The sequence below is a fragment of the Rhodanobacter sp. B04 genome, from assembly GCF_002001125.1.
Taxonomy (GTDB): Bacteria; Pseudomonadota; Gammaproteobacteria; order Xanthomonadales; family Rhodanobacteraceae; genus Rhodanobacter.
The window spans coordinates 392,935-416,444 of the sequence record NZ_MUNV01000006.1; the positions used below are offsets into that span (position 1 = coordinate 392,935).

Annotated in this window: 23 protein-coding genes and 1 riboswitch; of the genes, 15 read left to right on the top strand and 8 right to left on the bottom strand. The window is 65.1% G+C overall.

From position 1 onward, the window contains the following. The first annotated feature begins 139 nt into the window (after positions 1-139). The 7 genes from B0E46_RS04440 (at position 140) to B0E46_RS04470 (ending at position 4,942) form a co-directional block, all read left to right on the top strand. Complete coding sequence (locus tag B0E46_RS04440; protein WP_254425042.1) at positions 140-856, top strand: DUF2884 family protein; 717 nt, start codon at positions 140-142, stop codon at positions 854-856. A 135-nt stretch (positions 857-991) separates the two neighbouring features. Further along, on the top strand, positions 992-1,423 hold the full coding sequence (locus B0E46_RS04445) for a hypothetical protein (protein ID WP_077554609.1): 432 nt from the start codon (positions 992-994) through the stop codon (positions 1,421-1,423). A 10-nt stretch (positions 1,424-1,433) separates the two neighbouring features. Beyond that, the gene (locus tag B0E46_RS04450; protein WP_077554610.1) at positions 1,434-2,009 is read left to right on the top strand and encodes a DUF924 family protein; all 576 of its coding nucleotides are present in this window, start codon (positions 1,434-1,436) and stop codon (positions 2,007-2,009) included. A 29-nt stretch (positions 2,010-2,038) separates the two neighbouring features. Continuing rightward, positions 2,039-2,323, top strand: coding sequence for a DUF2845 domain-containing protein (locus B0E46_RS04455; protein ID WP_077554503.1), 285 nt, complete (start codon positions 2,039-2,041; stop codon positions 2,321-2,323). 82 nt (positions 2,324-2,405) lie between these two features. Further along, positions 2,406-2,723 (top strand): DUF2845 domain-containing protein, encoded by a 318-nt coding sequence (locus tag B0E46_RS04460; protein ID WP_077554505.1) that lies wholly within the window; start codon positions 2,406-2,408, stop codon positions 2,721-2,723. Between the two features lie 65 nt (positions 2,724-2,788). Further along, positions 2,789-4,015: a low temperature requirement protein A gene (locus B0E46_RS04465; RefSeq protein ID WP_254425034.1), complete on the top strand. Its 1,227-nt coding sequence runs from the start codon at positions 2,789-2,791 to the stop codon at positions 4,013-4,015. 30 nt (positions 4,016-4,045) lie between these two features. Continuing rightward, the gene (locus B0E46_RS04470; RefSeq protein WP_254425035.1) at positions 4,046-4,942 is read left to right on the top strand and encodes a mechanosensitive ion channel domain-containing protein; all 897 of its coding nucleotides are present in this window, start codon (positions 4,046-4,048) and stop codon (positions 4,940-4,942) included. A 7-nt stretch (positions 4,943-4,949) separates the two neighbouring features. On the opposite strand, the gene B0E46_RS04475 is transcribed toward B0E46_RS04470, so the two are convergent. Together B0E46_RS04475 and B0E46_RS04480 are read right to left on the bottom strand one after the other, a co-directional pair. Next, positions 4,950-8,546, bottom strand: a complete 3,597-nt coding sequence (locus tag B0E46_RS04475; protein ID WP_077554508.1) for a M1 family aminopeptidase — start codon at positions 8,544-8,546, stop codon at positions 4,950-4,952. Between the two features lie 48 nt (positions 8,547-8,594). Further along, a complete protein-coding gene (locus B0E46_RS04480; protein ID WP_077554509.1) occupies positions 8,595-9,479 on the bottom strand; it encodes an ABC transporter ATP-binding protein in 885 nt (294 codons plus the stop codon). A gap of 228 nt (positions 9,480-9,707) precedes the next feature. Here B0E46_RS04480 and aceF point away from each other — a divergent pair, with 228 nt between their 5' ends. From aceF to ggt, 3 genes are read left to right on the top strand one after another with little or no spacing between them, the layout of a single operon-like run. Beyond that, positions 9,708-11,069, top strand: a complete 1,362-nt coding sequence (aceF, locus tag B0E46_RS04485) for a dihydrolipoyllysine-residue acetyltransferase (RefSeq protein WP_254425036.1) — start codon at positions 9,708-9,710, stop codon at positions 11,067-11,069. Positions 11,070-11,082: 13 nt separating this feature from the next. Continuing rightward, complete coding sequence (gene lpdA, locus B0E46_RS04490) at positions 11,083-12,864, top strand: dihydrolipoyl dehydrogenase (RefSeq protein ID WP_077554614.1); 1,782 nt, start codon at positions 11,083-11,085, stop codon at positions 12,862-12,864. Positions 12,865-12,914: 50 nt separating this feature from the next. Continuing rightward, a complete protein-coding gene (ggt, locus tag B0E46_RS04495) occupies positions 12,915-14,696 on the top strand; it encodes a gamma-glutamyltransferase (protein ID WP_077554512.1) in 1,782 nt (593 codons plus the stop codon). Between the two features lie 98 nt (positions 14,697-14,794). Here the strand turns inward: ggt and B0E46_RS04500 are convergent, their stop codons facing one another. Next, positions 14,795-15,100 (bottom strand): GIY-YIG nuclease family protein, encoded by a 306-nt coding sequence (locus B0E46_RS04500; RefSeq protein ID WP_254425037.1) that lies wholly within the window; start codon positions 15,098-15,100, stop codon positions 14,795-14,797. A gap of 307 nt (positions 15,101-15,407) precedes the next feature. Here B0E46_RS04500 and dapB point away from each other — a divergent pair, with 307 nt between their 5' ends. Beyond that, entirely contained in the window at positions 15,408-16,208 is an 801-nt protein-coding gene (dapB, locus tag B0E46_RS04505) for a 4-hydroxy-tetrahydrodipicolinate reductase (protein ID WP_077554515.1), read from the top strand. A gap of 33 nt (positions 16,209-16,241) precedes the next feature. Here the strand turns inward: dapB and B0E46_RS04510 are convergent, their stop codons facing one another. After that, a complete protein-coding gene (locus B0E46_RS04510; RefSeq protein ID WP_077554516.1) occupies positions 16,242-16,718 on the bottom strand; it encodes a hypothetical protein in 477 nt (158 codons plus the stop codon). Beyond that, entirely contained in the window at positions 16,715-17,296 is a 582-nt protein-coding gene (locus tag B0E46_RS04515) for a sigma-70 family RNA polymerase sigma factor (protein ID WP_077554517.1), read from the bottom strand. The genes B0E46_RS04510 and B0E46_RS04515 overlap by 4 nt, the downstream gene beginning before the upstream one ends. Positions 17,297-17,417: 121 nt before the next feature. Here B0E46_RS04515 and B0E46_RS04520 point away from each other — a divergent pair, with 121 nt between their 5' ends. Both B0E46_RS04520 and B0E46_RS04525 read left to right on the top strand, forming a co-directional pair. Then, the gene (locus tag B0E46_RS04520) at positions 17,418-17,744 is read left to right on the top strand and encodes a hypothetical protein (protein ID WP_077554519.1); all 327 of its coding nucleotides are present in this window, start codon (positions 17,418-17,420) and stop codon (positions 17,742-17,744) included. 44 nt (positions 17,745-17,788) lie between these two features. Further along, complete coding sequence (locus B0E46_RS04525) at positions 17,789-18,193, top strand: DUF3224 domain-containing protein (protein ID WP_077554520.1); 405 nt, start codon at positions 17,789-17,791, stop codon at positions 18,191-18,193. Positions 18,194-18,224: 31 nt separating this feature from the next. Here the strand turns inward: B0E46_RS04525 and B0E46_RS04530 are convergent, their stop codons facing one another. Beyond that, positions 18,225-18,902, bottom strand: a complete 678-nt coding sequence (locus B0E46_RS04530) for a hypothetical protein (RefSeq protein ID WP_139350413.1) — start codon at positions 18,900-18,902, stop codon at positions 18,225-18,227. Positions 18,903-19,071: 169 nt separating this feature from the next. On the opposite strand from B0E46_RS04530, the gene B0E46_RS04535 reads away from it, so the two are divergent. Both B0E46_RS04535 and B0E46_RS04540 read left to right on the top strand, forming a co-directional pair. Then, complete coding sequence (locus B0E46_RS04535) at positions 19,072-20,022, top strand: ATP-binding cassette domain-containing protein (RefSeq protein WP_077554524.1); 951 nt, start codon at positions 19,072-19,074, stop codon at positions 20,020-20,022. Beyond that, positions 20,019-21,335, top strand: a complete 1,317-nt coding sequence (locus B0E46_RS04540) for an ABC transporter permease (protein WP_077554526.1) — start codon at positions 20,019-20,021, stop codon at positions 21,333-21,335. The genes B0E46_RS04535 and B0E46_RS04540 overlap by 4 nt, the downstream gene beginning before the upstream one ends. Here the strand turns inward: B0E46_RS04540 and dinB are convergent. Both dinB and B0E46_RS04550 read right to left on the bottom strand, forming a co-directional pair. Next, positions 21,325-22,431 (bottom strand): DNA polymerase IV, encoded by a 1,107-nt coding sequence (gene dinB, locus B0E46_RS04545; protein WP_077554527.1) that lies wholly within the window; start codon positions 22,429-22,431, stop codon positions 21,325-21,327. The genes B0E46_RS04540 and dinB overlap by 11 nt on opposite strands. Before the next feature lie 9 nt (positions 22,432-22,440). Continuing rightward, positions 22,441-23,370 carry a hypothetical protein gene (locus tag B0E46_RS04550; RefSeq protein WP_077554528.1) on the bottom strand — a complete coding sequence of 310 codons (930 nt, stop codon included), beginning with the start codon at positions 23,368-23,370 and terminating at the stop codon, positions 22,441-22,443. A gap of 17 nt (positions 23,371-23,387) precedes the next feature. Next, positions 23,388-23,464: riboswitch (S-adenosyl-L-homocysteine riboswitch) on the bottom strand. Positions 23,465-23,510: the final 46 nt, after the last annotated feature.

The window sequence follows — 23,510 nt, forward strand, 5'->3', positions numbered from 1 at the left end:
CCTGCAGAGATGCTGTTGGCCGGTTTGCCGCATTCAGCATGTGTTGCTGAACGCCAAGGTATCGCTTGGCTGACATCTCTCGGGAGTTCATTCGATGCGCATGCCTTGCGTGATTGCCGTCCTCGGCGCTGGACTGGCTATGTCGGCGCCATCTCCTCATGGACAGGAGTTGGCAACCACCTGCCATGCCAGCAGCAGTTACGACGTCACGTTGAAAGCGGACAGCCTGTTGTTCGATCGTCCGTCGCCGGCGCCGTTCCACGTCGAGCTGCAGCAGGGCGCATTGCGTACTGATGGCGCCGCTGTGGCCTTGAATGCGGAAGATCAGGATCGGCTGGCGTTGTTCGAACGGGAACTGCGTGCGCTGGCGCCGCGGGTGCGCGCCGTCGCGCGGAATGGGGTGGATATGGCGGTGCATGCGGTTCGCGCCGAGACCGCCGGCCTGGGCCTGAGCGACGATACGCGCGCCGAATTCGACCGCCGACTCGATGCCCACGCCAGCGAACTCAAGCAGCGTATCGCGGACAGCCGCAGCACCCACGACTGGCAGGGCGATGCGGCCAACCAGACCATGAACCAGATGGCGACCGACCTGGTGCCGCTGCTGGCGGCGGATCTTGGCCAGCAGGCGATCAACGCGGCACTGAATGGCGACTTGCAAGCCGCCGCCAGTCTGCGTGATCGCGCCACGACGATTGCCGCCGACCTGCAGCCACGCCTGCAACAGCGGCTGCAGGCGGCATTGCGCCCGCAAGTTGCGGCATTGTGCCCGTCGATCCAGCGGCTGGCCGAGTTGCAGCAGGGCGTACGCGGCAGCAATGGCCGCCCACTGAACCTGTTGCAGATCGATCCCTGAGCAGGCCGCCGGGCCCGGCACAGCCCGCTGCCGGCCGACTGCCATCGGGCGAGTTGCCCCGGATTAATCTCCCGCTAAGTCACCGAGGACGACGATGGCGCCGTGATCCATCCTTCGTCCAGCCAGGAGGCGGCCGTGCCGCCACGTTCCCCCCAAGCCATCTGCCATGACCTGGTCCGGCGCAGCATCGATCTGCAGCGGCTGTATCGGCATGCGGCGGCTGCCTGCGAACCGGGCTTGCGGATGGTGCTGGGCGAGAATGCACACACGTTGGGCGTGTTGATCGCCGACCTGCAGCGTGCCAACGACAGCATGTTGCAGCAGCGCGGCAGTTGGCGTGGTACGGTGCATCGGCATGTCGCTGGATGCCTGGTGCGCACTGCCGCGCGTCGCGACCATGCCTGGATCCGCGTGCTGGCACACCACGAGAGTGCGCTGCTGCAGGCGTTCGAACGGGCGATTGCCGTGGTGCCGGCGGAGTCTGCCCGGGTCCTGCATCGCCAGCTGCCCCGCTTGCGCGGCATTCACCTGGATATGCACAACCTGGTCGGCAGCGCCCGTTACTGACGGCACGATGATGTCCACAACTGCACGGGATGTGCTTGATTTCTGGTTTGCCGAAGCGAACATGGAGCACTGGTTCGATGCCGACACGGCATTCGATGAGAAGGTTCGCGGGCGCCTTGGCCATGCGTTAGATCCTGCGGCCGCCGGGCAGCTGGATGACTGGGCGGTCACACCAGCGGGTTGGCTGGCGTTGCTGATCCTGCTCGATCAGTGTCCGCGCGACCTGTACCGCGGCGAGCCGCGTGCCTGGGCGCAGGACGTCAAGGCTCAGCGCTTGGTGCTGTCGGGTCTGCTCCGTGGTGACGATCGGCGGTTGCCGCCACTGCAGCGCGTATTCGCCTACATGCCGCTGGAACACGCTGAAAACATGGAGCTGCAGCAGCGCTCGGTGGAACAGTTCGAGGCGTTGTGCGCCGAGGTTCCGCTGGAGCAGCGCGAACGCTTCGACGGGTTTCTCGATTATGCTCGACGGCATCGCGAGGTGATCGCGCGCTTCGGCCGCTTTCCGCATCGCAATGCCGCCTTGGGTCGTGGCAGCACGCCGGAAGAAGTGCTCTACCTGGCCCAGCCGGACGCCGGTTTTTGAAACGCATTCATCGTACGAAGGAGAGTGCCATGCGTCGTCTGTTGTTGATACCGTTGCTGGCTTTGAGTCTGAGTGTCTGCGCGAGCGAGACCCTGCGTGTCGGCCAGCGCGTGCTGGCGGTGGGGGATACCGCGGCGCGCACGCTCGATCTGCTGGGCACGCCGGCCTACAAGGAGCCGGTAGAGAACGAGTTCGGCGCGTTTCTCGGTGAGCGCTGGCAATTCAGCCGCGAGGACGGTCACGTGATCACGGTGACGATCATCGCCGGCAAGGTTTCCGCGATCGAGGACCGCCTCGATGAGCGTCAGGGCTGAACCGGTGCCATCGCCGCGGTAAGGATTGCCGGATCTCATCGGGCGGATTTCATCAGGATTCCATCGGACCAGGGAGCAGGTCATGCACATTCGTCTCGTCGTTGCCTTGTTCGTGTTCAGCGCCGCCGTACAGGCATCCAGCACCTTGCGCGTAGGTAGCCAGGTGCTCGCCGCCGGTGACAGCCGCGAACGTGTCACTGAGCTGTTGGGCAAGCCATCGTCAAAATCGCACAAGCGCAGTTCGCCTGGTCGCAGCAGTCGTGGCGGCGGTCGCGGCGGTGTTCGCGTGGTGAGCAAGGACAAGGGTGGCGAGCAATGGCGTTACCGTCGCGACGGCCATGTCACCGTGGTGACCTTCGCCGATGGGCGGGTCAGCGATATCCAGGATGAGCGGCTCTGACCTGATCGCGTGACCGTGGCCGGGCCGTCATGCGATAAAGGCGAAAATCCGCCGGAGGTCGCCGCGTGAGCCTTTCCTCGTCAGCCGATCCTGGCCGCCCGATGCGACGTGGCTTGCTGCGCACGCGCCACGCCGGTGGCCACAGCCAGGTCACCAATATCGAGCTGTTCTTCGATCTGGTGTTCGTCTACGCGGTGACCCAGCTGTCACACACGTTGCTGCATGGCCTGAATACGACGGGTGCGCTGCAGGTGCTGCTGCTGTTCCTGGCGGTTTGGTGGGTCTGGGTGTTCACCAGTTGGGTCACCAACTGGCTGGATCCGGAACGCCCGCTGGTGCGGCTGTTGCTGCTGGCGCTGATGCTGGCCGGACTGCTGCTGTCGATCGCGCTGCCCGAAGCGTTCGGCGCACGCGGCTTGCTGTTCGCCGGCGCCTACGTGTTCATGCAGGTGGGGCGCACGCTGTTCATGCTGTGGGCGCTGGGCGACGCCGCGCCGGCGAACACGCGCAACTTCCAGCGCATCACGGTCTGGCTCGCCATATCCGGTGCGTTGTGGCTGGCGGGCGGATGGCTGGACGGCCAGTGGCGCTGGAGGTTGTGGATGGCCGCCTTGATGCTGGAATACCTCGGGCCGGCGCTGGCCTTCCCGGTGCCGGGCCTGGGAAGGTCGAGCACGACCGACTGGGATATCGACGGCGGCCACCTGGCCGAGCGCTGCAGCCAGTTCGTGATCATCGCGCTGGGCGAGTCGGTGCTGGTGACCGGCTCGAGCTTTGCCGACACCTTGGCGCAACCGCATGCGCTGCTCGCGTTCGTCAGCGCCTTCGTCGGCAGTGTGGCGATGTGGTGGATCTATTTCGATCTGGGGGCCGAGCGTGGCAGCCGGGCGATCCGCCAATCGGCCGACCCGGGACGCACGGCGCGGGTCGCCTATACCTACCTGCATCTGCTGATCGTCGCCGGCATCATCGTCAGCGCGGTGGCGGACGAACTGACCCTGCGCGATGCATCGCAACGCGTCGACACGATCGGCGGCGCCGTGCTGCTGGGTGGCCCGGCGCTGTACCTGTGCGGCAACGCGTGGTTCAAGAAGACGGCGAACAGCACCAACCTGCCGCTGTCGCATCTGATCGGCCTCGGCTTGCTGGCGATCCTGGCGTCGACCCTTGCGCACTGGTCGGTGGCATCGCTGGGCATGGCGACGACGGCCGTGCTGGTGCTGGTGGCGCTGTGGGAGGTGTGTTCATTGCGCTCGGTGCGCCAGGCGCTGCGTGGGCCGGCCACGCACTGATCCAAGCGCGGCTCCGCCGCTGAATTCTTCATGGCAGGTTTGCTAGGCTGGCGCCGGTTTTTCTGCGAGCCGCCAACCATGCACGATTTTCTGGAACGCCTACTCGGCCACGATCTTGCCGAAGCCGCCATCACGAACGGACTGCACCTGCTGGAAGCCATGCTGATTCTTTTGCTGGGCATCTGGCTGGCCGCACGGCTGGCCAATGTCATGCAGCGGGCACTGCAGCGCGCGCGAGTGGACACCACGCTGAGCGGCTTTCTGCGCAACCTGATCTATGGCGTGCTGGTGGCGGTGCTGATCGTGATGGCATTGACCCAGGCCGGCATACCTTCAGCGCCCCTCGTCGCCGCCCTCGGTACGGCCGGGCTGGCGGTCGGGCTGGCGCTGCAGGGCTCGCTGAGCAATCTGGCCTGGGGCGTGCTGCTCGTCGTGTTCCAGCCTTTCCGTGTCGGTGACTACGTGATCGTCGGTGGCATCGAGGGCACGGTGCAGACCATCAACCTGATGCATACGCTGCTGATCCTTCCGGACAACCGCGAGGCGATCGTGCCGAACGCGAAAATCGGCGGTGACGCCATCCTCAATTTCAATCGCCGCGGCACGCGACGCTTCGAGTTGAAGTTCGGCGTCAGCCATCGCGACGACATCGACAAGGTGATGGCCGCCATCACGCGGCTGTTCGAAGCCGATGCGCGGATCTTGAAGGACCCGCCGCCGGGCGTATCGATCGCCAGCCTGGCCGGCGAGACGGTGAACCTGGCGGTGCGCGGCTGGACGCGCGTCAGCGACAGCACGGGAGCCCAGGCCGACCTGCTGCGCGCGATCAAGCAACGGATCGATGCGCAGGAGATCGGCATACCGACCCCGCCGCTGGATATCCGCCTGGTCCAGGGCGTGGTTCCGCCTGTACCGAAACCGGACTGAGCTGCCGCTACTGCAACGTCACCGGTCGCCGGTTGTCGCTGGAGACGCGGTCGATCAGTTCGTTGTACGGATCGATGCCGGCGTCGAACGGCTTGCCGTCGACGGTCACGGTGATCGTGCTGTCGCCGTTCGCCACCATCTGCTTCTTCAGGTACAGCGGCTTGCCGTCCTTGCCGTCGGCTGGTGCAGCGAACACGCCGATATCGATCGGGATGTCCGGCACGGCATCGGTTTCCTTGCCGGTGCCGTCGACATAGACCTTGCCCGCGTGCACCTTCATGGTCACTTCGTACTTGCCGTCCGGCAGCTTCTTCGCGGTCGCCTCGGTCATGCGGTTGTCGAACAGGGTGATCTTCCAGAAGAAGTCATCCAGCAGGGGTTGCCACTTCGGGCCGGCGGCCTTGGCCAGGGCATCCATGAACTCCTGCGAGGTGGTGTAGGGCGGTTGCTGGAAACCCTTGTCGATCAGGAACTGCTTGAGCATCGCGTCCAGCGTGTTTTCGCCGATGTAATCCTGCAGCGCGTAGAACACCAGCGAGCCTTTGCGATAGTGGATGTATTGCTGGTTCTCCACCTTCGCCAGCGGTTCCTCGGCCAGCTTCTCGGTGGCGCGACCCACCAGATAATTGTCCAGTTCGTACTTCAGGAACTTGTGCATCTGGTCGGCGCCGTACTTCTGCTTCATCACCATCAGCGCGGAGTACTGCGCCAGCGACTCGCTGAGCATGGTCGAGCCCTGCATGTTCGCGCCGATCACCCGGTGCGCCCACCACTGGTGCGCTACTTCGTGGGCGGTGACGTAGTAGACGTAGTCGATCTTCGACTTGTCGCGCAGGTCGGCGATGAAGCCGATCGATTCGGAGAACGGGATCGTGTTCGCGAACGACTGCGCGAAGGCGGCGTAGTTCGGGAATTCCAGGATGCGCAGCTGGTGGAACTGGTATGGCGTGTAGTTGGCGTCGTAATAATCCAGCGCATCCTTGGCGCCCTGGATCATCCGGTCCACGTTCCAGGCGTGCGCCGGGTTGTAGTACACCGACACATCCACGCCCTTCCACGTCTCGTGCTTCACCGCATAGCGCGCCGACAGATACGCGAAGAACGGCAGCATCGGCTGGTCCATGCCGTCCTGGGTCATCGTGTAGTGGAAATAGCGCCGTCCGTTCGCGGTCCACTCCTTCTGCAGATAGCCTGGCGCCACCGCAATCTGGTCCGCGGCGGTGGAGACGGTGGTGTCGAAGCTGATCCAGTCCGCGTCGTTGCTGAGGTAGGTGTTGGCACGCGCCTTCTCGTCGTCGAGTTTGGGCATCCGCGCTGCCTCGCCCTTCAGGCCGTACTTGCGGCGGTCGTTGCGGTCGGTGATCTGCGCCTGCGTCTGGTAGCCGAACTGCGGCAGCACACCGCTGTTGAAGAAAGTGCCGTTGTAGGCGAGGAAGGTTCCATCCGGGCTGTTGGTGAAGCCCTTCGGGGCGTATTCCAGGTCGAAGCCGAAGTCCATCGACGCGCCCGGCGCCAGCGGCGTCTTCAGCTTGTAGATGGTGTAACCGAGATCCTTGTCCGCATCCACCGTGTCGTGCGGCGCGAAATCCAGCGACTTCAGCCTGAAGCCGTCGGTGTAGTTCACGTGCAGCTCGCTGATCGCGGTGTCGTGCTTGTTGACCAGCGTGTAGTGCCCGTGGATCTCCAGCCTGCGCTGGTAGGGATAGATGTCGACATCCGCCTTCACCGCCGTGATGCGCGGCTGCGGCAGATCCTTGTACTTCGCGTATTTCTTTTCGTAGTCGGCGCGTTGTTTCAGCTTGTCGCCGCTGCTCAGGTAATGATTGAGCACGTTGGTGTTGTAGTAGATCCACGCGCCGCTGCCGACGAAGGCAAGCAGGCCGAGTGCCATGGCGATCTTTGCCGGTGCATGCAGTCGTGCCCGTGCCTCGCGTAGTCGTTCATCCCATGCCTGGCCGGTGCCGCGCACCCAGAACAGCGCGGCCAGCACCAGCAGGACCACGGCACAACTTGCCCAGTAGAAATCGAACCACAGCGCGGCCTTGAGGAAATGACCGAAGCCGTTCATGTCCGAGTACGGCGTGGAAGGCACGCTGCCGTAGTTGTACAGATTCTGTTCCCAGTGCAGCAGGCCGAAGCCGATCTGGCAGACGAACCAGACGATGGTCAGCAGGTAGCCGAGGAACTTGTTGTTCGACAACACCTGCAGGAACAGCGCCAGCGCGGCCAGCAGTGCGAACGGGACCGTATCCAGCGCCAGCGTCTCCAGATAAAGGCCGAGCTCCAGATGGGTGTAGCCATGCGCAAGCTGCCAGCCGATGCCGACCAGCGAGCCGGCCAGTTGAAACACCATGATCACCGCCAGCAGGGCACCGAGCTTGGCAGTCGGCGGAATCCAGTCCGGCAGCGGAAATGCATCGGTGACCTCGGCCGAGCGTTGACTGCGCTCGCGCCACACCAGTTCGCCGGCATAGAAAGTGATGATGATGAACAGCAGCCACTGGAAGCTGCCGCGTATACCTTCCAGCACCTGATGCGTGACGGGCCAGGTCGCGGTGCCATAGATCTGTCCCGACAGCATCAGCGCGCCGAACAGGTTCGCCAGCCCCAGCGCCAGCATGATCAGAAACGGTACGCCGCGAAGCACGCCCAACGTGTCGAAGCCGAACTGGGTGCGCAGCTGCAGCAGGTGCGCGCGCAGATTGTCGGCCAGATGCACCTTGGGCAGGGTCAGCGCGGCATGGCCGGCCTGCGGGCGCAGCATCGGCGGTTCCGCGCGTTTCTTGCGTCGCGGCAGCTGCAGGCCTTCACGGTTTGGTCGGAACAGCGCGAACGTGGCGACGAACATGGCCAGGCTGACGCCGATCCACAGCAAACGATTGAACAGCAGCACGCCGGTCAGTGCTGGCAGTTCATGATTGGACTGGTACGCCGACCAGTAGCGGGTGACCAGCCCCACCGTGCGGCCGCCGAACGGGTCGAGCATGGCGGCAACGAACAGATTGTTGACGTCCTTGGTCAGCTGGCCAACGATGCCTTGCAGCACGAAGTAGACGATCACCCCGATATAGGTGGCCAACAGCGAACGCGTGGTGCTGGCCAGCAGGAACAGCAGTGCCGCGATGAACAGCATGTCCGGCACCACCATCACGCCGAATGCCCACGCATAGCCGTGCCAGCTGGACGGGCCCAGTCGTGCGGCGTCGATCCACGGCATCAGGCCGCCGGAGGCAATGCCCAGCGCGCAGGCCAGCATGATCGCCAGCGAGGCCAGGTAGCCGGCGGCGAAGCGTCCGCCGAGATAGGCGCCACGGCTCATCGGCGTGGTGAAGAACAGCTCGGCGGTGCGCTGGTCGAAGTCGCGCAGGGCGGCGCCGGCGACGAATACGGTCACCAGGAACATGCTGAGTATGGTGAGCACGCTGAGCAGGCGGACGATCACCAGCGGTGCATTGCGCAGCACGTTGCCGCTGGAGCCGCCGATGATCACCGCGTCGGTCGTCACCAGGGTGAAGGCGAGCGCGCCGAACACTGCCGCAATGATCCAGAACAGCGGCGCCTTCAGCTGCTGGCGCAATTCGAATCGCAGTATCTCGAAGAACATCGGTATTCCCGTCCCTGTAATGGAAGACTGCCGTCGATGCGGCGGGTGTCAGGCGGCTCGGGCGGTGGCCTGTTCGCGCAAGCGGCCGAAGTAGACGTCTTCCAGATCGGGCGCGACGGCCTCGAAACCTTCTTCCGGCCGGGTATCGGCCAGCACGTGCAGCAGGGTGCGGCCGCCGGCGAGGCGGGTGGACAGGATGTTCATGCGGGCGCGGTAGCCGTCCAGCTCGGCCTTGTCGATCGTGCGTCGCCACACGCGGCCGTCGAGCGAGCGGATCGCCTCGACCGGCTCGCCGCTCAGCAACACCTGGCCCTGGCCGATGATCGCCATGCGCGAGCACAGGTCGGTGACGTCCTCGACGATATGCGTCGACAGGATCACCACCACCCGCTCGCCGATCTCGGCCAGCAGGTTGAGGAAGCGGTTGCGTTCCTCCGGGTCGAGGCCGGCGGTGGGCTCGTCCACGATCACCAGCCGCGGGTCGCCGATCAGCGCCTGGGCGATGCCGAAGCGCTGGCGCATGCCACCGGAGTAAGTACCCAGCTTGCGCTTGCGCACGTCCCACAGGTTGACCTGGCGCAGCAGCGCCTCGACCAGTTCGCGCCGCTCGCTCTTCACGGTGACGCCCTTGAGCACGGCGAAATGCTCCAGCATCGCCTCGGCGGAGACCTTCGGATACACGCCAAATTCCTGCGGCAGGTAGCCGAGCAGACGGCGGGTGGCCTGCTTGTCGGCCATCAGGTCCATCTCGTCGAGCTTGATCGTGCCTTCGTCCGGATCCTGCAGGGTGGCGATCGTGCGCATCAGTGACGATTTGCCCGCGCCGTTGGGGCCGAGCAGGCCGAACATGCCGTTGGGAATATCCAGCGACACGCCGCGCAGCGCCCGCACTCCGTTGGCGTAGGTTTTCGACAGGTCACGGATCGTCAGCATGGTTTGCTTCCCTGTACGCCCGGGCGGCGTTGGCTGAGCTCCAGAGTAGGGCATGAGTTGGGCGCGCGCGTGCGCTCAAGGTCATGCATACGCGTGCGCATGGTTGGCGTTGGCGCGGGCTTGCCGTGCTTTGGTGCAATACGGATCGGGTGCAGCTTCGCTATGATTAAGGCCTTGTTCGCGTCCGCCATCCCCGAGCGGCACGCCCTCGCCATCGCAGGAGTCCCCATGGCCGATCTCAAAGAAGCCCTTGTTCCCGATATCGGCCATGCCGACGTGCCCGTCATCGAGGTGCTGGTGAAAGTCGGTGACCGCGTGGAGAAGGAACAGAGCCTGATCACGCTGGAGTCGGACAAGGCCACGATGGAAGTGCCCGCACCGTTCGCCGGCACGATCAAGGAGTTGAAGCTGAAGGTGGGCGACGAGGTGTCCGAGGGCGCGCTGATCGCGATCATCGAGGCAGACGGCGCCGCCGCTGCGCCTGCCGCCGAGGTTCCGAAAGCCGCCGCGCCGGCTCCCACCCCGGCGCCTGCGCCAGCCAGGGTGGCAGCGCCGCAGGTCGAAGAAAAGCCCGCGCCGATCGGTGGTCGCAGCGTGCTGCCCGGTAGCGTGCCGGAGGGTGACGTGTCGCCAGCGGCGCGACCGCCGCTGGATGCACGCCTGGTGATGCCCGGCGATGCGCCGTACGCCAGCCCGGCGATCCGTGCGTTTGCGCGCGAGCTTGGGGTCGACATCACCCAGGTGAAGGGTTCCGGCCGCGGTGGCCGCATCCAGCGTGAGGACGTGGCCGCTTGGGTGAAACACGCGCTCGCTTCCGGCGCGCGGCCGGTCGCCGGTGCATCCGCCTCGCTCGGCGGCCTCAGCCTGCTGCCATGGCCGAAGATCGACTTCGCCAAGTTCGGCGAGATCGAGGAGAAGCCGCTCTCGCGCATCCAGAAGATTTCCGGCGCCAACCTCGCGCGCAACTGGGCGATGATCCCGCACGTCACCCAGCACGACGATGCCGATATCACCGAGCTGGAAGCGTTCCGCAAGAAGCTCGGCGAAGAGAACAAGGACCTGAAGGTCACCCCGCTGGTGTTCCAGATCAAGGCGGTGGTGGCGGCACTGAAGCAGTTCCCGCAGTTCAACGCCTCGCTCGACGAGAGCGGCGAGAAGCTGATCCTGAAGAAGTACTTCCACATCGGCATCGCGGTGGACACGCCCGATGGCCTGGTGGTGCCGGTGATCCGCGATTGCGACAAGAAGGGCCTGCTCGACCTGGCCCGCGAGCTGGGCGAGATCTCGAAGAAGGCGCGCGACAAGAAGCTCGGCCCCGCCGAGATGTCCGGCGGCTGCTTCTCGATCAGCTCGCTCGGCGGTATCGGCGGCACCGGGTTCACGCCCATCGTCAATGCGCCGGAGGTGGCGATCCTCGGCGTCTCCAAGGCCGCGACCAGGCCGGTCTGGAACGGCAAGGAGTTCGCGCCGCGGCTGATCCTGCCGCTGTCGCTGTCGTACGACCATCGCGTGATCGACGGCGCGCTCGCCGCGCGCTTCGCGTCCTTCCTGGCCACCCAGCTCGGCGACATCCGTCGCCTGTTGCTCTGACGGGAGACGGATGATGGCGAACACGATGGAAGTGAAGGTTCCCGACATCGGCGGCAATCACGATGTGCCGGTGATCGAAGTGCTGGTGAAGGCCGGCGACACGGTGACCAAGGACCAGAGCCTGATCACGCTGGAGTCGGACAAGGCCACGATGGAGATCCCCTCCAGCGCCGCCGGCGTGATCAAGGAATTGAAGGTGAAGGTGGGCGACGAGCTGTCCGAAGGCGCGGTGATTGCCGTGCTTGAGGTCGCCGGCGATGCTGCTGCACCCAAGGCCGAGACCGCACAAACCGAAGCGCCGAAGGCTGTTGCACCCGCTGCCGCTCCGGCTCCGGCCAAGGCAGCGCCGGCGCCATCGGCAGCGAGCGCTTCCGGTCGCAAGGCCGACATCGACTGCAAGCTGGTCGTGCTCGGCTCCGGCCCCGGTGGCTACTCGGCCGCGTTCCGCGCCGCGGATCTCGGCGTCGACACTGTGCTGGTGGAACGCTATGCCACGCTTGGCGGTGTCTGCCTCAACGTGGGCTGCATCCCGTCCAAGGCGCTGCTGCATGCGGCGGCAGTGATCGACGAGGCCGCCTCGATGGCCGCGCACGGCGTCAGCTTCGGTGCGCCGAAGATCGACATCGACAAGCTGCGCGGTTTCAAGACCAAGGTGGTCGGCCAGCTCACCGGCGGCCTGACTTCGATGGCGAAGCAGCGCAAGGTGCGCACCCTCGAAGGCAACGGCAGCTTCGTCTCGCCGAACGAAATGGAAGTCCAGACCAAGGACGGCGTGAAGCTGGTCCGCTTCGAGTACGCGATCATCGCCGCCGGTTCGCAGTCGGTGAAGCTGCCCTCGTTCCCGTGGGAAGACGAGCGCATCGTCGACTCCACCGGCGCGCTGGAGCTGAAGGACGTGCCGAACAAGCTGCTGGTTGTCGGCGGTGGCATCATCGGCCTGGAAATGGCCACGGTGTACAGCGCGCTCGGCAGCGAAGTGACCGTGGTCGAGTTCATGGACCAACTCATCCCCGGTGCCGATGCCGACCTGATCAAGCCGCTGGCCAAGCGCATCGGCGGCAAGCTCAAGGGCGTGCACCTGAAGACCAAGGTGGTCGAGGCTAAGGCGACCAAGAAAGGTATCGAAGTCAGCTACGAAGGCGACAGCATTCCCGAAACCACTTTGTTCGATCGTGTGCTGGTATCGGTGGGCCGCTCGCCGAACGGCGGCAAGATCGGCGCCGACAAGGCCGGTGTCGCGGTGACCGATCGCGGTTTCATCAACGTCGACAGCCAGATGCGCACCAACGTGCCGCACATCTTCGCGATCGGCGATCTGGTCGGCCAGCCGATGCTGGCGCACAAGGCCACGCACGAGGCGAAGGTCGCCGCGGAAGTCGTTGCCGGGCAGAAGAGCCACTTCGATGCACGGGTGATTCCGTCGGTGGCCTATACCGACCCGGAAATCGCCTGGGTCGGCGTGACCGAGCGCGAGGCGAAGGAAAAGAGCCTGAAGATCGGCGTGGGCAAGTTTCCGTGGGCCGCCAGCGGCCGCGCGATCGGCATCGACCGGACCGAGGGCTTCACCAAGCTGATCTTCGACGAGGACACCCATCGCATCGTCGGCGGCGGCATCGTCGGCGTGCATGCCGGCGAGCTGATCTCCGAAGTCGCGCTGGCGATCGAGATGGGCAGCGAGGCGGCCGACATTGGCCTCACCATCCATCCGCATCCCACGCTGAGCGAGTCGATCGGCATGGCGGCCGAGGTGTACGAAGGCACGATCACCGACCTGTACCTGCCGAAGAAGAAGTAAGTCGCGCCGCTGCGATAAAACAAAACTCGGGTCGCCCCGAAGGAGCCGTGATGAGTCATTCGCAGATCCGGATCGGCGCTGCCGTCGCCCTGCTGGTGGGGCTGACGGCCGCGACGCATGTCAATGCCGATGTCGGCCGGGGTGATCGCTACTCCGGCCATCCCTGGGCCTCCCGTTCGCCGGTGCTGGCCCAGCACGGCATGGCGGCGACCGAGCAGCCGCTGGCCTCGCAGATCGCGATCGACATCCTCAAGAAGGGTGGCAGTGCAGTGGATGCCGCGATTGCGGCGAACGCGGCGCTCGGCCTGATGGAGCCGGTGTTGAACGGCATCGGCGGCGACTGCTTCGTGATCGTGTGGGATCCGAAGACGCACCAACTCTACGGCTACAACGGCTCCGGCCCGTCGGCGAAGGGCCGCGACCTGGCCAAGATGCAGGCCGAGGTCAAGGCCGCGTATCTCAAGGCCGGGCTGCCGGCGAAGGATCACATTCCCGCCGTCGGCTCGCTGCCGATCACCGTGCCGGGCACGGTCGATACCTGGGGCGCGCTGCACGACAAGTTCGGCAAGCTCTCGCTGGCCGACGATCTGGCGCCGGCGATCGGCTATGCGCAGAACGGTTTCCCGGTTACCCAGCTGGTTGCTCAGTACTGGAAGGGCAACATGGCGGCGTTCGAGCGGATGCACGGACTGATCGAGGAAAGCGCGAATGCGCGCCACACCTATCTGATCGACGGCCACACGCCGGCCGAAGGCGAGGTGTTCCGCAATCCCGATCTGGCCCATACCCTGACGCTGATCGCACAGGGCGGCCGCGATGCGTTCTACAAGGGCGCGATCGCACACACCATCGATGCCTACTTCAAGCGCATCGGCGGCGACCTGCGCTACGAGGATTTTGCCGGCTACCACGGCGAGTGGGTGACGCCGCAATCGGTGAACTACCACGGCTACGACGTCTACGAACTGCCGCCGAACGGACAGGGCTTCGCCGCGCTGGAAATGCTGCAGCTGCTCAAGGGCTTCGACCTGAAGAAGATGGGCGTGGGCAGCGCCGATGCGCTGACCGCGATGCTGGAAGCCAAGCGTCTCGCCTATGAGGATCTGGCCAAGTACTACGCCGATCCGCGTTTCGTCGATGTGCCGATGAAGGGCCTGCTGTCCGAAGGCTATGCCGACCAGCGGCGCAAGCTGATTCATCTCGACCACGCCAACGCGGGCATCGGTCCCGGCGATCCGAAGCTGTTCAACGGCGACACCACGTACTTCACCACCGCCGACAAGGACGGCATGATGGTGTCGATCATCCAGTCCAACTACCGCGGCATGGGTTCGGGCCTGGTCGCCGATGGTCTCGGCTTCATGTTCCAGGATCGTGGCGAGCTGTATTCGCTCAAGCCCGGCGCGGCCAACGTCTACGCTGCCGGCAAGCGACCGTTCCACACCATCATCCCGGGCTTCGTGATGAAGGACGGCGCGCCGTACATGTCGTTCGGCCTGATGGGCGGCGACATGCAGCCGCAGGGTCACATCCAGGTGCTGACCAACATGATCGACTACGGCATGAACGTGCAGGACGCCGGCGATGCCGCGCGCTGGCGCCACTACGGCAACGCCGAACCCACCGGCGAGGCCTCGCAGGGCATCGGCACGGTGGAGATGGAGTCGGGTTTCGATCCCGCGGTGAAGGCCGAGCTGGTCAAGCGCGGCTACAAGGTCGTGCCTGGCACCGGCAACTTCGGCGGCTACGAGGCGATCATGTTCGACGCCAAGCAGCACGTGTACTGGGGCGCCACCGAGATGCGCAAGGATGGCGAGGTGATCGGGTATTGAGGTGACGGGTGAAAAGCTCCTCGCTGGAATGACGGCAATGGCCTATTCGGACCAAGCTTGGCTAGATCTTGATCAGAAGATCAATGCGGTATCGACAACTATTGCGACGAATCGGCCAATAGAAACGCCAGCTTCCGCTTCCGCGGCAGCTGCTTGATCTGCCATTCCGCACGCGAAGCGCTGGCGCGATCCGGATAGCGGCGAAATCCCAGCAAGCGCAGCGGCGGGTTGGCGCGGGTATAGCGCGCGCCGCGGCCGGCCACATGGGCCGCATAGCGTGCGTCAAGGCGGTTGGTTATGCCTGCGTAGTAGCTGCCGTTGCGGCATTCGATCAGGTACAGGCACCAAGCACCGTCGGCTTCCGGCGATTGCGATGCTGCGTCGGCGGCTGGCGTTGCAGTCACGAGGTCTCGTTTCATGTCGGTGGCAGCTGAATCGGGTCGGTGCGGAATGGTGCCTACGTAGGCTCGTCATTCTCGCGGAAGCGGGAATCCAGCGCCTCTCGCTATACCCGAAACCTTGCAGTTGCTGGATTGAGCAGCTTCGCTGTTGTGGCGATTTTTTGCTTGCGCAGGAATGACGAAAGATGAGGCTTCCTGCTCAAGCGAGTGCCATTTGGGTCGGTGCGTTCAATCGTCGCCGGTGATTCGGGACAAGCGTGCCACGCGCAGATTACTCTGCGCCGATCACGACAAGAACCACGAGGTCACCATGTCACTGAAGGTATGCGTTGCCGGCGCCACCGGCTGGGCCGGCTCCGAGCTGGCACGCGGCATCGCCACGGCCGATGACCTCTCGCTGGTTGCGGCGGTAGCCCGCAAGCACGCGGGACAAAAACTCGGCGAGGTGCTGGGCGAGCCCCGACTGGCGACACCGGTCTTTGCCAGCGCCACCGAGGCGCTGACACAGCCCTGCGATGTCTTCGTCGAATACACCAAGCCGGACAGCGCGAAGGCGAACATCCTTGCCGCGCTGGAACATGGCGCGCACGTGGTGGTCGGCACGTCGGGGCTCACCGACGAGGATTACGCGCAGATCGACGCGCTGGCGCGCGAGCGGCAACGTGGCGTGCTGGCCTGTGGCAACTTTGCGCTGACCGCGGTGCTGCTGATCAAGTTTGCCGAGATGGCGGCGAAGCTGATTCCGCAATGGGAGATCATCGACTACGCCTCGGCCGGCAAGCCGGATGCGCCCAGCGGCACCGTGCGTGAGCTGGCCGGACGGCTGGGCAAGGTGCGCCAGCCGACACTGGAGGTGCCGCTGGAGCAGACCATCGGCATGCGCGAAACACGCGGCGGCACGCTGGCCGGCAGCCAGGTGCATGCGCTGCGCCTGCCGGGTTTCGTGATCGGGGTCGAGACGATCTTCGGCATGCCGGACCAGACCTTGAGCCTGCGCCACAACGCCGGCAGCAGCGCGAAGCCTTATGTCGGCGGCGCGTTGCTGGCGATCCGCAAGGTGTCGGGGCTGCTTGGCGTGCAGCGCGGGCTGGATGCCGTGCTGGATCTGTGAGCAACCGTGATCGGCCGGCGCATATGTCCTGCGTCAGTCGCGTCCATGTTTGTGCTGCTGCCATGAGCCCAGCAGCCACGACATGCCGATGCATCCAGCGAAGGCCAGCAGCCAGCGGATGGCCGATGGGTCGGGCGCGGGTAGTGTCGCGCTGATCGAGGGCAGCCATGCGCTGCCGTAGCTCGCCGTCGCCCAGCCGGCGGCGAGCGCGAAGATGATGAGGAGCGAGATCGTCAGGGCAAATTCGAAGCGGATGCCGGTTGTCGGTTTGGCCGCCATGCCGGCCGCGGCCAAGGCGGCCACGTGTCGTGCGAAATCGGGCGGCAGTGACTCCTGCAGCGGTTGCCGCAATGCATGCGCCAGCATCCGATAGCGCAAGGCCTTTGCATCATCGCCTGCAGGGTCGAGGTGCAGGCGTTCGCGCCGCATGGCGCGTTCCTGCAGCAGCCATTCGCGTTCGTGGGCCGCATCGTCGAAAGGAGGGGTGGTGTCGTCGATGTCGTGGTTCATGCTGCAACTCCGGTCCGGGCCTCGAGCGCGCCGCGAAGGCGCAGTCGTGAGCGGAACAAGTGGCTCTTGATGGTGCCGCTGGCCAGCCCGGTGATCCGGGCAATCTCGGGTATCGTGATTTCTTCAAGGTAATACAGCGTCAGCACGGTCCGCTGCAAGGGCGGCAGCGCCTCGATGGCGGCGTGCAGGTGCTGCGTCGTTTCCGCGTCGGCACAGGCGGCTTCGAGGTCGAAGCCATCGCCGATGTTTTCCACCAGCGCATAGTCGTCGCCGTCCTCGGTGTTCTCCAGCAGCGGGATGCGCTTGTGCTGCAGGTGGCGCAGCGCGATCGTGTAGGCCACGCGCCCGATCCACGATTTCAGCGCGCTCTCGTAGCGATACTGGTGCAGGCACTGGTGCACGCGCAGAAAGGTGTCCTGGCACAGCTCCCGTGCGTCCTCGGGGTGGCGCACCATGCGATGGATGATGTGCCAGCACAGGCCCTGATACTCGCGGACCAGGCGCTCGAACGCGCCCGGCCGGTTGGCCAGCACGGCATCGACCAGTTCGCGGTCCGGGCTGTTGGGGATGTCTTCCATGCCGCAAGGGATACGCGCATCGCCATAATGGTTGCAAGTGGATTTCTGCAACCGTCGGCAGGGTGGCCGTATCTATGGTCCCGACAGTCAGTCATTCCGCCATCAACCCAAGGAGAGCCCCATGAATTTCGGCGACTTCATCCCGATCAGCCTGTTCATCTGCATTGCCTACTCGATCAAGGTCTGCGTCGACGCCATGGTGCGCCGGCACATGGTCAACGCGGGCGGTTCCGAGGAGCTGGTCAATTCGATCCTGCGCGACGAGGCACTGCGCCGGCGCTACACGTCGCTGCGCTGGGGCATCGTACTGGTGTCGGTCGCGGCTGGCTTCGGCCTGATCCAGTGGTTCAACTGGCAGGAAGTCACCCCGGGGCTGGTGGCCGTGCTGGCCGGTGCCACCGGCCTGGGCAACCTGGCGTTCTTTGCGATCTCGCGCAAGCTTGGCTAGGCGATCCGAGGGGTGCGACCATGTCGCACCCAGGCTGGAGAGTCATGAGCATGCATGCCAGTGGCACGTTCGAAGTGAAGATGATTCCACAGCCGGCGGAAGACGGTGTCGGTGATGCCAGTATCGGCCGGATGGCGCTGGACAAGCAGTACCGCGGCGACCTCATGGCGACCGGCAAGGGCCAGATGTTGGCCACCCGCATCGCGATCGAGGGTTCGGCCGGCTATGTCGCATTGGAGCGCGTCAGCGGTACGCTGCAGGGACGCAGCGGCGCGTTCGCGCTGCAGCACAGCGGCACCATGACGCGTGGTGCGCCACAGCTGACCATCATGGTAGTGCCCGATTCCGGCAGTGACGAATTGCAGGGACTGGCCGGGACGCTGGCGATCACGGTCACCGACGGCCGGCATTTCTACGATTTCGAATACACGCTGCCCGAGCAGGGCTGAGTGCACGCGGGCATCAGCTCACCGCCAGCGGTTATCGGCTGCCCTGCGTCTCGTCCGGTACGGCGTCGACGAGATGTTTCTCCAGTTCCTGCAGGTTGTTCTTCAGGCTGGTGTTGGTCGTATTCAACTGCTGCAGTGTGTAGAGAAACGCCTGGGGATCCACGTCGTGGTCCAGGTCGAGGTCGGTCTTGAAATTGATCACCTTGGGCATGTCCAGCATCAGCATGCTGTCGTGCTGCACCCAGTCGTTCAATTCACGCTGGGCTGCGTAGGCGGCGGAATACCTCTTCAGGCTGGCCGGTTCGATCCAGCTCACCGATTGATTCGCCACGGCCACATCCCAGGCTGACGAAGGCAGGCTTGGCCAATTCAGATTGAGCAGGAAACCCGCTTTTTGTGCACGGATGTGCTGGTTGATCGTGGCTGCCGGCAGGCCGCTTTTAAGGTCGGCGATGACCATCGCGTCGAGCTTCCCGACAGCCCGCAGGGTCGCGTCGTTCCGTCGCAGCGAATCGCGTGTCTCGGCGAGATTGTGGCGCAGCTCGGCCGTCATCTGTCGACTCGCCGCCTCTGCGGCATGGGTGTGATGCGCATGCTCGATCCATGCCTCCAGCCCAAGCGCCGTGAGGATGCTGAGCACGATCATCAGGTAATGCTTGAGAAAGTCCTTCAGCGAATGGATGCGGACTCTGGGCAGTTCGAAATGCATGTCGCTGTTCCAGTCACGGACAATGCGGGGCACACAGCGTACACGATCTGCGTGGCGCAGCTGGCGATGGTTCATGCGCACTCTGCCATAGGTCATCTACGTGCTTTCGCGGCTGCATGCTATTTTCGCGCAGGGGGCCGCGTGCCCGACAGGCCAGGGACAGGGGACCATGCCATCGCCTAGCGTCAGTGTCGAATCCGTCACCAAGCGGTTTTCAGGACATACCGCCGTCAACCGCCTTTCGCTGCAGGTTTCCGCCGGCGGCATCTTCGGGCTGCTCGGGCCGAACGGCGCGGGCAAGTCCACCACGATCCGCCTGATCATGGGCATTCTCGAACCGGACGAAGGCAGCGTGTCGCTGTTCGGCTCCGCGCATGGCAGTCGCAAGCTGTCCGCACGCATTGGCTACCTGCCGGAGGAGCGCGGGCTGTACAAGAAGATGAAGGTGCTCGATCACCTGATCTTCCTGGGCGAGACCAAGGGCATCTCGCGTGCCGACGCACGCCGGCGCGCGCTGGCGTGGCTGGAACGGCTGGGCATCGGCGAGTGGGCGCTGAAGAAGGTCGAGGACCTGTCCAAGGGCATGCAGCAGAAGGTGCAGTTTGCCGGTGCCTTGCTGCACGAGCCGGAGCTGGTGATCCTCGACGAACCGTTCTCGGGTCTCGACCCGGTCAACGCCCAGGTGATGAAGGACATCGTGGTGGAGATCGCCGCCAGCGGACGTACCGTGCTGTTCTCGACCCACGTGATGGAGCAGGCCGAGCGCATGTGCGACCGCATCGCGATCATCGCGCGCGGCCAGACCGTGGTCAGTGGCACGGTGGCGCAGGTCAAGGCGGACTTCGGCGGCCGGCATGTGGCACTTGGTTTCAGCCACGACAAGTCGCGTGCCGAGGCGATCCTTGCCGACCGTTCGCTGATTGCCCGGGTCGACGATTACGGCGCTTCGGCGGAGCTGCAGATGGTCGATGGTGCCGACCCCGGGCAATTATTGGCGGCGCTGGTGCATGCGGGGGTCGGCCTGCGCCGGTTCGAAGTGGTCGAGCCGTCGTTGCATGCCATTTTCATTGCCAGGGTCGGCGCCGATGCCGCCGTTGCGCATGCCGGAGCAGCCGCATGAAGAAGATCATCGCCGTGATCCGCCGGGAGTTCGTCGAGCGCGTGCGAACCCGGGCGTTCCTGATTTCCACGATCCTGCTGCCGGTGTTCATCGTGATGATGGCGGTGCTGCCGGGGCTGATGATGAGCGGCTCGGACCGCACCAGCCGGGTCGCCGTGGTCGATGCGTCCTCGGTGGGGTTGGGGCAGTCGGTCAGTCAGGCAATGCAGTCCGAGAAGCTGGGGGATGGCTCCTCGACCAATGCGCGCTACAGCGTGCAGGTGTTTCCCGCCACGACAGCGAACCTGGCTGCGGTACGCGACGGTCTGATCGCCAGTACCGGTTTCTCCGGCAAGGGGCAGAAAGACGGCTGGGACGGCGTGCTGGTGCTCACCGACGATACCCTGGCCAGCGGCAAGCTGGACTACTACGGCAGCAACGTCGGTTCGCTGCAGTCGATGTCTAAGCTGCAGCGAACCGTGTCCAATGCGCTTGCCGGCGTGCGGCTCGGCAAGTCAGGCGTGGACGAGGCGCTGGTGAAGCGCGCGATGGCGCCGGCCGACATGGATACCACCAAGGTGTCCGACGGCAAGTTGACCGGGCAGAGCGGCGAGGATTCGTTTCTGATCGCCTATTTCATGGGCTTCGTCCTGTACATCTCGATCCTGCTCTACGGCCAGCAGACGATGACCTCGGTGATCGAGGAGAAGAGCTCGCGCATCATGGAGGTGCTGACTTCGTCGCTGACGCCGTTCCAGATGCTGCTCGGCAAGGTGCTTGGCGTGGGCATGGCCGGTCTCGCGCAGATGGCGATCTGGGGCGGCTCGGTGTTCCTGGTCAGCAGCCAGCGCGTGCACCTGGCTGGCATCTTCGGCATGAGCGCGGATGCGGTACGCAGCTTTCCGATCCCGAGCATGGCGCCGGGCCTGCTGGTGGTGTTCCTGCTCTACTTCGCGCTGGGCTTCCTGCTTTACGGCGCGCTGTACGCGGCGATCGGCGCGATGTGCAACACGATCCAGGAGACCCAGCAGTACGCGGTGTTCGTCACCATGTCGATCCTGCTGGGTTTCTTCTCCGTGTTCAGCCTGATCAAGGATCCGACCGGCAGCCTGGGCGTGACGATGTCGTACATCCCGCTGTTCGCGCCGTTCACGATGCCGGTGCGCTGGTCGTTGAGCTCGGTACCTCCATTGCAGTTGGCGCTGTCGCTGGGCCTGATGGTGCTTGCGCTACTCGCCTGCGTCTGGCTGGCCGCGCGGATCTATCGCACCGGCATCCTGATGTACGGCAAGAAGCCGTCGTGGCGCGAACTGTGGCGCTGGATCAGGGCCTGACTTCCGACACCACCGGGTTGTCGAACAGGTCGCTCTGCGCCTGGTAGCTGTCCTGCTCGACGAAGCCGGCCAGGCCGACGCCGACGAGCCGGTAACGGCTGTCGGCAGGGCGCTCGACGCGTTCGCGCAGCGCGCACGCGATGTCGGCCAGCTCGTTTGCCGAGAGCGGTCGTTGCACCGGGGTGAGGCTGCGCGTCAGCGTGCGGAAGTCCGCGGTCTTCAGTTTCAGCACTACGGTGCGTGCCACGCGACCCTGCTCGCGCTGGTGCCCGGCCCAGGCTTTCTCGGCGAGCCGGCGGATGTGCGGTTCGAGTTCGTCGAGCAGCAGGTCGTGCTCGAAGGTGTCTTCGGCGGAGACCTGCAGGGTGAGGCGCTCCGGTTGCACCGGATGCTCGTCGATACCGCGCGCCAGCTCGTGCAGGCGGCGGCCCCAGCGTCCGAAGCGCTGCTCCAGTTCGGCCAGCGCAAATGCGCGCAGTTCGCCCACGGTGGTAATGCCGAGCACGGCCAGCTTCGCCTCCATTACCTTGCCGACGCCGGGCAGCCGGCCGATCGGCAATGGAGTGAGGAAGGCCTCGACCTGCTGCGGGCGGATCACGAACAGGCCATCCGGCTTGCGGAAATCCGAGGCGATCTTGGCCAGGAACTTGTTCGGCGCCACCCCGGCCGATGCGGTCAGCATGGTCTCCTCGCGGATCGCGGCGCGGATCGCCTCGGCGGTAGCCGTGGCCGAGGGCAGGCCGCTCTTCGTCACGGTGACGTCGAGATAGGCCTCGTCCAGCGACAGCGGCTCGATCAAGTCGGTATGTCGCGCGAAGATCTCGCGCACCTGCCGCGACACCGCCTTGTAACGCACGAAATCCGGCGGTACGAAAACCAGCTGCGGACACAGCCGTTCGGCGCGGATCGCCGGCATCGCCGAGCGCACGCCGAACACGCGGGCCTCGTAGCTCGCCGCGCACACCACCGAACGCGCACCGCGCCATGCCACCGCCACCGGCTTGCCGCGCAGCGACGGGTCGTCGCGCTGCTCCACCGACGCATAGAACGCGTCCATGTCGATATGCAGGATCTTGCGTGCGGCTGGGACGGACATGCGGTGATTCTAGGGCGTCGCTGTCTGCCTGTCGGTGCTGTGCGGAAGTTGTCGATTACCGGGAAGCCGGTTCGCCACCAGTTGCGCCAGCCGGTCGGCCGCTGCCGGATGCTCGGCGAGATGCAGGAACGGCTCGATCAGCTCCAGCTCCATGATCAGGAAGCGGCCGGCGCAGACCACGCCGTCGACGCGTGCATAGGCTTGATCGCGATGCCCGATATCGGCGACTGCAGCGAGTGCACGTTCGGCAGCGCCCAGCGTCGCGGCATTCGGCACGATCGGATCGGTGCTGCCGCCGTACTCGCCCTGCACGCGATAATCACCGGCAGCTGGCCGCTTGATCACGGCGTGACTGAACTCGCCGCCGAAATACAGCAGCGACCACTCGCCGTCGCTGACGATCTCCGGCACGAACGGCTGCACCAGATAATCGTATTCACGCGGCAGCTGCGTCACCGCCTGGGCGAAGGTCTCGGCGCCGACGGTGCCGCGCAGCGTATGCCAGGCGCCACCGCTTATCGTCGGCTTGATCACCACCTGCTGCGCCGGCATCGTCGACAGCACGTCGCCCAGCTCATGCGCACTGGCGAGCTGCGTCGGGATGATGCCGATGCCGCGTTCGGCGAGTTCGAGCAGGTAGCGCTTGTCGCTGTTCCAGCGCAGCAGGGCGCTGTCGTTGATGGTGGGGATGCCCAGTCGGTCGAGCCGGTCGAGCCAGGCCAGGAACGCCGCATGGTGCTTGAAGTAATCCCAGATCGTGCGGATCAGCACCGCATCGAACGTCGGCCAGTCGACGTCCGGGTCATTCCACACGCAGACGATCGGCTCGAGGCCGAGGCGCTCCAGCGATGTGGCCAGACCGACATCATCAGGCTGGATGGACGGGTAGTCCGCGGAGGTGGCGAAAGCGAGCCGGCGAGCGGCAGCGTGAACAGACATGGCGACATCTCCAGTAAGTGGAAAGGGCGCCCTTGCGATGGAGTCGCATGCCGAGCGTGGCGGACGGAGGTCCGCTGCAGCACCCCTCGGCGACGACGACGCAACGAAGTCGCCGCTGCGTCATGAATCGGCAGTGTGTG

Excerpts from the sequence above, each read along its gene's own strand:
- B0E46_RS04440 (WP_254425042.1), top strand. The coding sequence starts at position 140 with ATGTCGGCGCCATCTCCTCATGGACAGGAGTTGGCAACCACCTGCCAT.
- B0E46_RS04450 (WP_077554610.1), top strand. The coding sequence starts at position 1,434 with ATGTCCACAACTGCACGGGATGTGCTTGATTTCTGGTTTGCCGAAGCG.
- B0E46_RS04455 (WP_077554503.1), top strand. The coding sequence starts at position 2,039 with ATGCGTCGTCTGTTGTTGATACCGTTGCTGGCTTTGAGTCTGAGTGTC.
- B0E46_RS04460 (WP_077554505.1), top strand. The coding sequence starts at position 2,406 with ATGCACATTCGTCTCGTCGTTGCCTTGTTCGTGTTCAGCGCCGCCGTA.
- B0E46_RS04470 (WP_254425035.1), top strand. The coding sequence starts at position 4,046 with ATGGCAGGTTTGCTAGGCTGGCGCCGGTTTTTCTGCGAGCCGCCAACC.
- B0E46_RS04475 (WP_077554508.1), bottom strand. The coding sequence starts at position 8,546 with ATGTTCTTCGAGATACTGCGATTCGAATTGCGCCAGCAGCTGAAGGCG.
- B0E46_RS04480 (WP_077554509.1), bottom strand. The coding sequence starts at position 9,479 with ATGCTGACGATCCGTGACCTGTCGAAAACCTACGCCAACGGAGTGCGG.
- aceF (WP_254425036.1), top strand. The coding sequence starts at position 9,708 with ATGGCCGATCTCAAAGAAGCCCTTGTTCCCGATATCGGCCATGCCGAC.
- lpdA (WP_077554614.1), top strand. The coding sequence starts at position 11,083 with ATGGCGAACACGATGGAAGTGAAGGTTCCCGACATCGGCGGCAATCAC.
- ggt (WP_077554512.1), top strand. The coding sequence starts at position 12,915 with ATGAGTCATTCGCAGATCCGGATCGGCGCTGCCGTCGCCCTGCTGGTG.
- dapB (WP_077554515.1), top strand. The coding sequence starts at position 15,408 with ATGTCACTGAAGGTATGCGTTGCCGGCGCCACCGGCTGGGCCGGCTCC.
- B0E46_RS04510 (WP_077554516.1), bottom strand. The coding sequence starts at position 16,718 with ATGAACCACGACATCGACGACACCACCCCTCCTTTCGACGATGCGGCC.
- B0E46_RS04515 (WP_077554517.1), bottom strand. The coding sequence starts at position 17,296 with ATGGAAGACATCCCCAACAGCCCGGACCGCGAACTGGTCGATGCCGTG.
- B0E46_RS04520 (WP_077554519.1), top strand. The coding sequence starts at position 17,418 with ATGAATTTCGGCGACTTCATCCCGATCAGCCTGTTCATCTGCATTGCC.
- B0E46_RS04525 (WP_077554520.1), top strand. The coding sequence starts at position 17,789 with ATGAGCATGCATGCCAGTGGCACGTTCGAAGTGAAGATGATTCCACAG.
- B0E46_RS04530 (WP_139350413.1), bottom strand. The coding sequence starts at position 18,902 with ATGCATTTCGAACTGCCCAGAGTCCGCATCCATTCGCTGAAGGACTTT.
- B0E46_RS04535 (WP_077554524.1), top strand. The coding sequence starts at position 19,072 with ATGCCATCGCCTAGCGTCAGTGTCGAATCCGTCACCAAGCGGTTTTCA.
- B0E46_RS04540 (WP_077554526.1), top strand. The coding sequence starts at position 20,019 with ATGAAGAAGATCATCGCCGTGATCCGCCGGGAGTTCGTCGAGCGCGTG.
- dinB (WP_077554527.1), bottom strand. The coding sequence starts at position 22,431 with ATGTCCGTCCCAGCCGCACGCAAGATCCTGCATATCGACATGGACGCG.
- B0E46_RS04550 (WP_077554528.1), bottom strand. The coding sequence starts at position 23,370 with ATGTCTGTTCACGCTGCCGCTCGCCGGCTCGCTTTCGCCACCTCCGCG.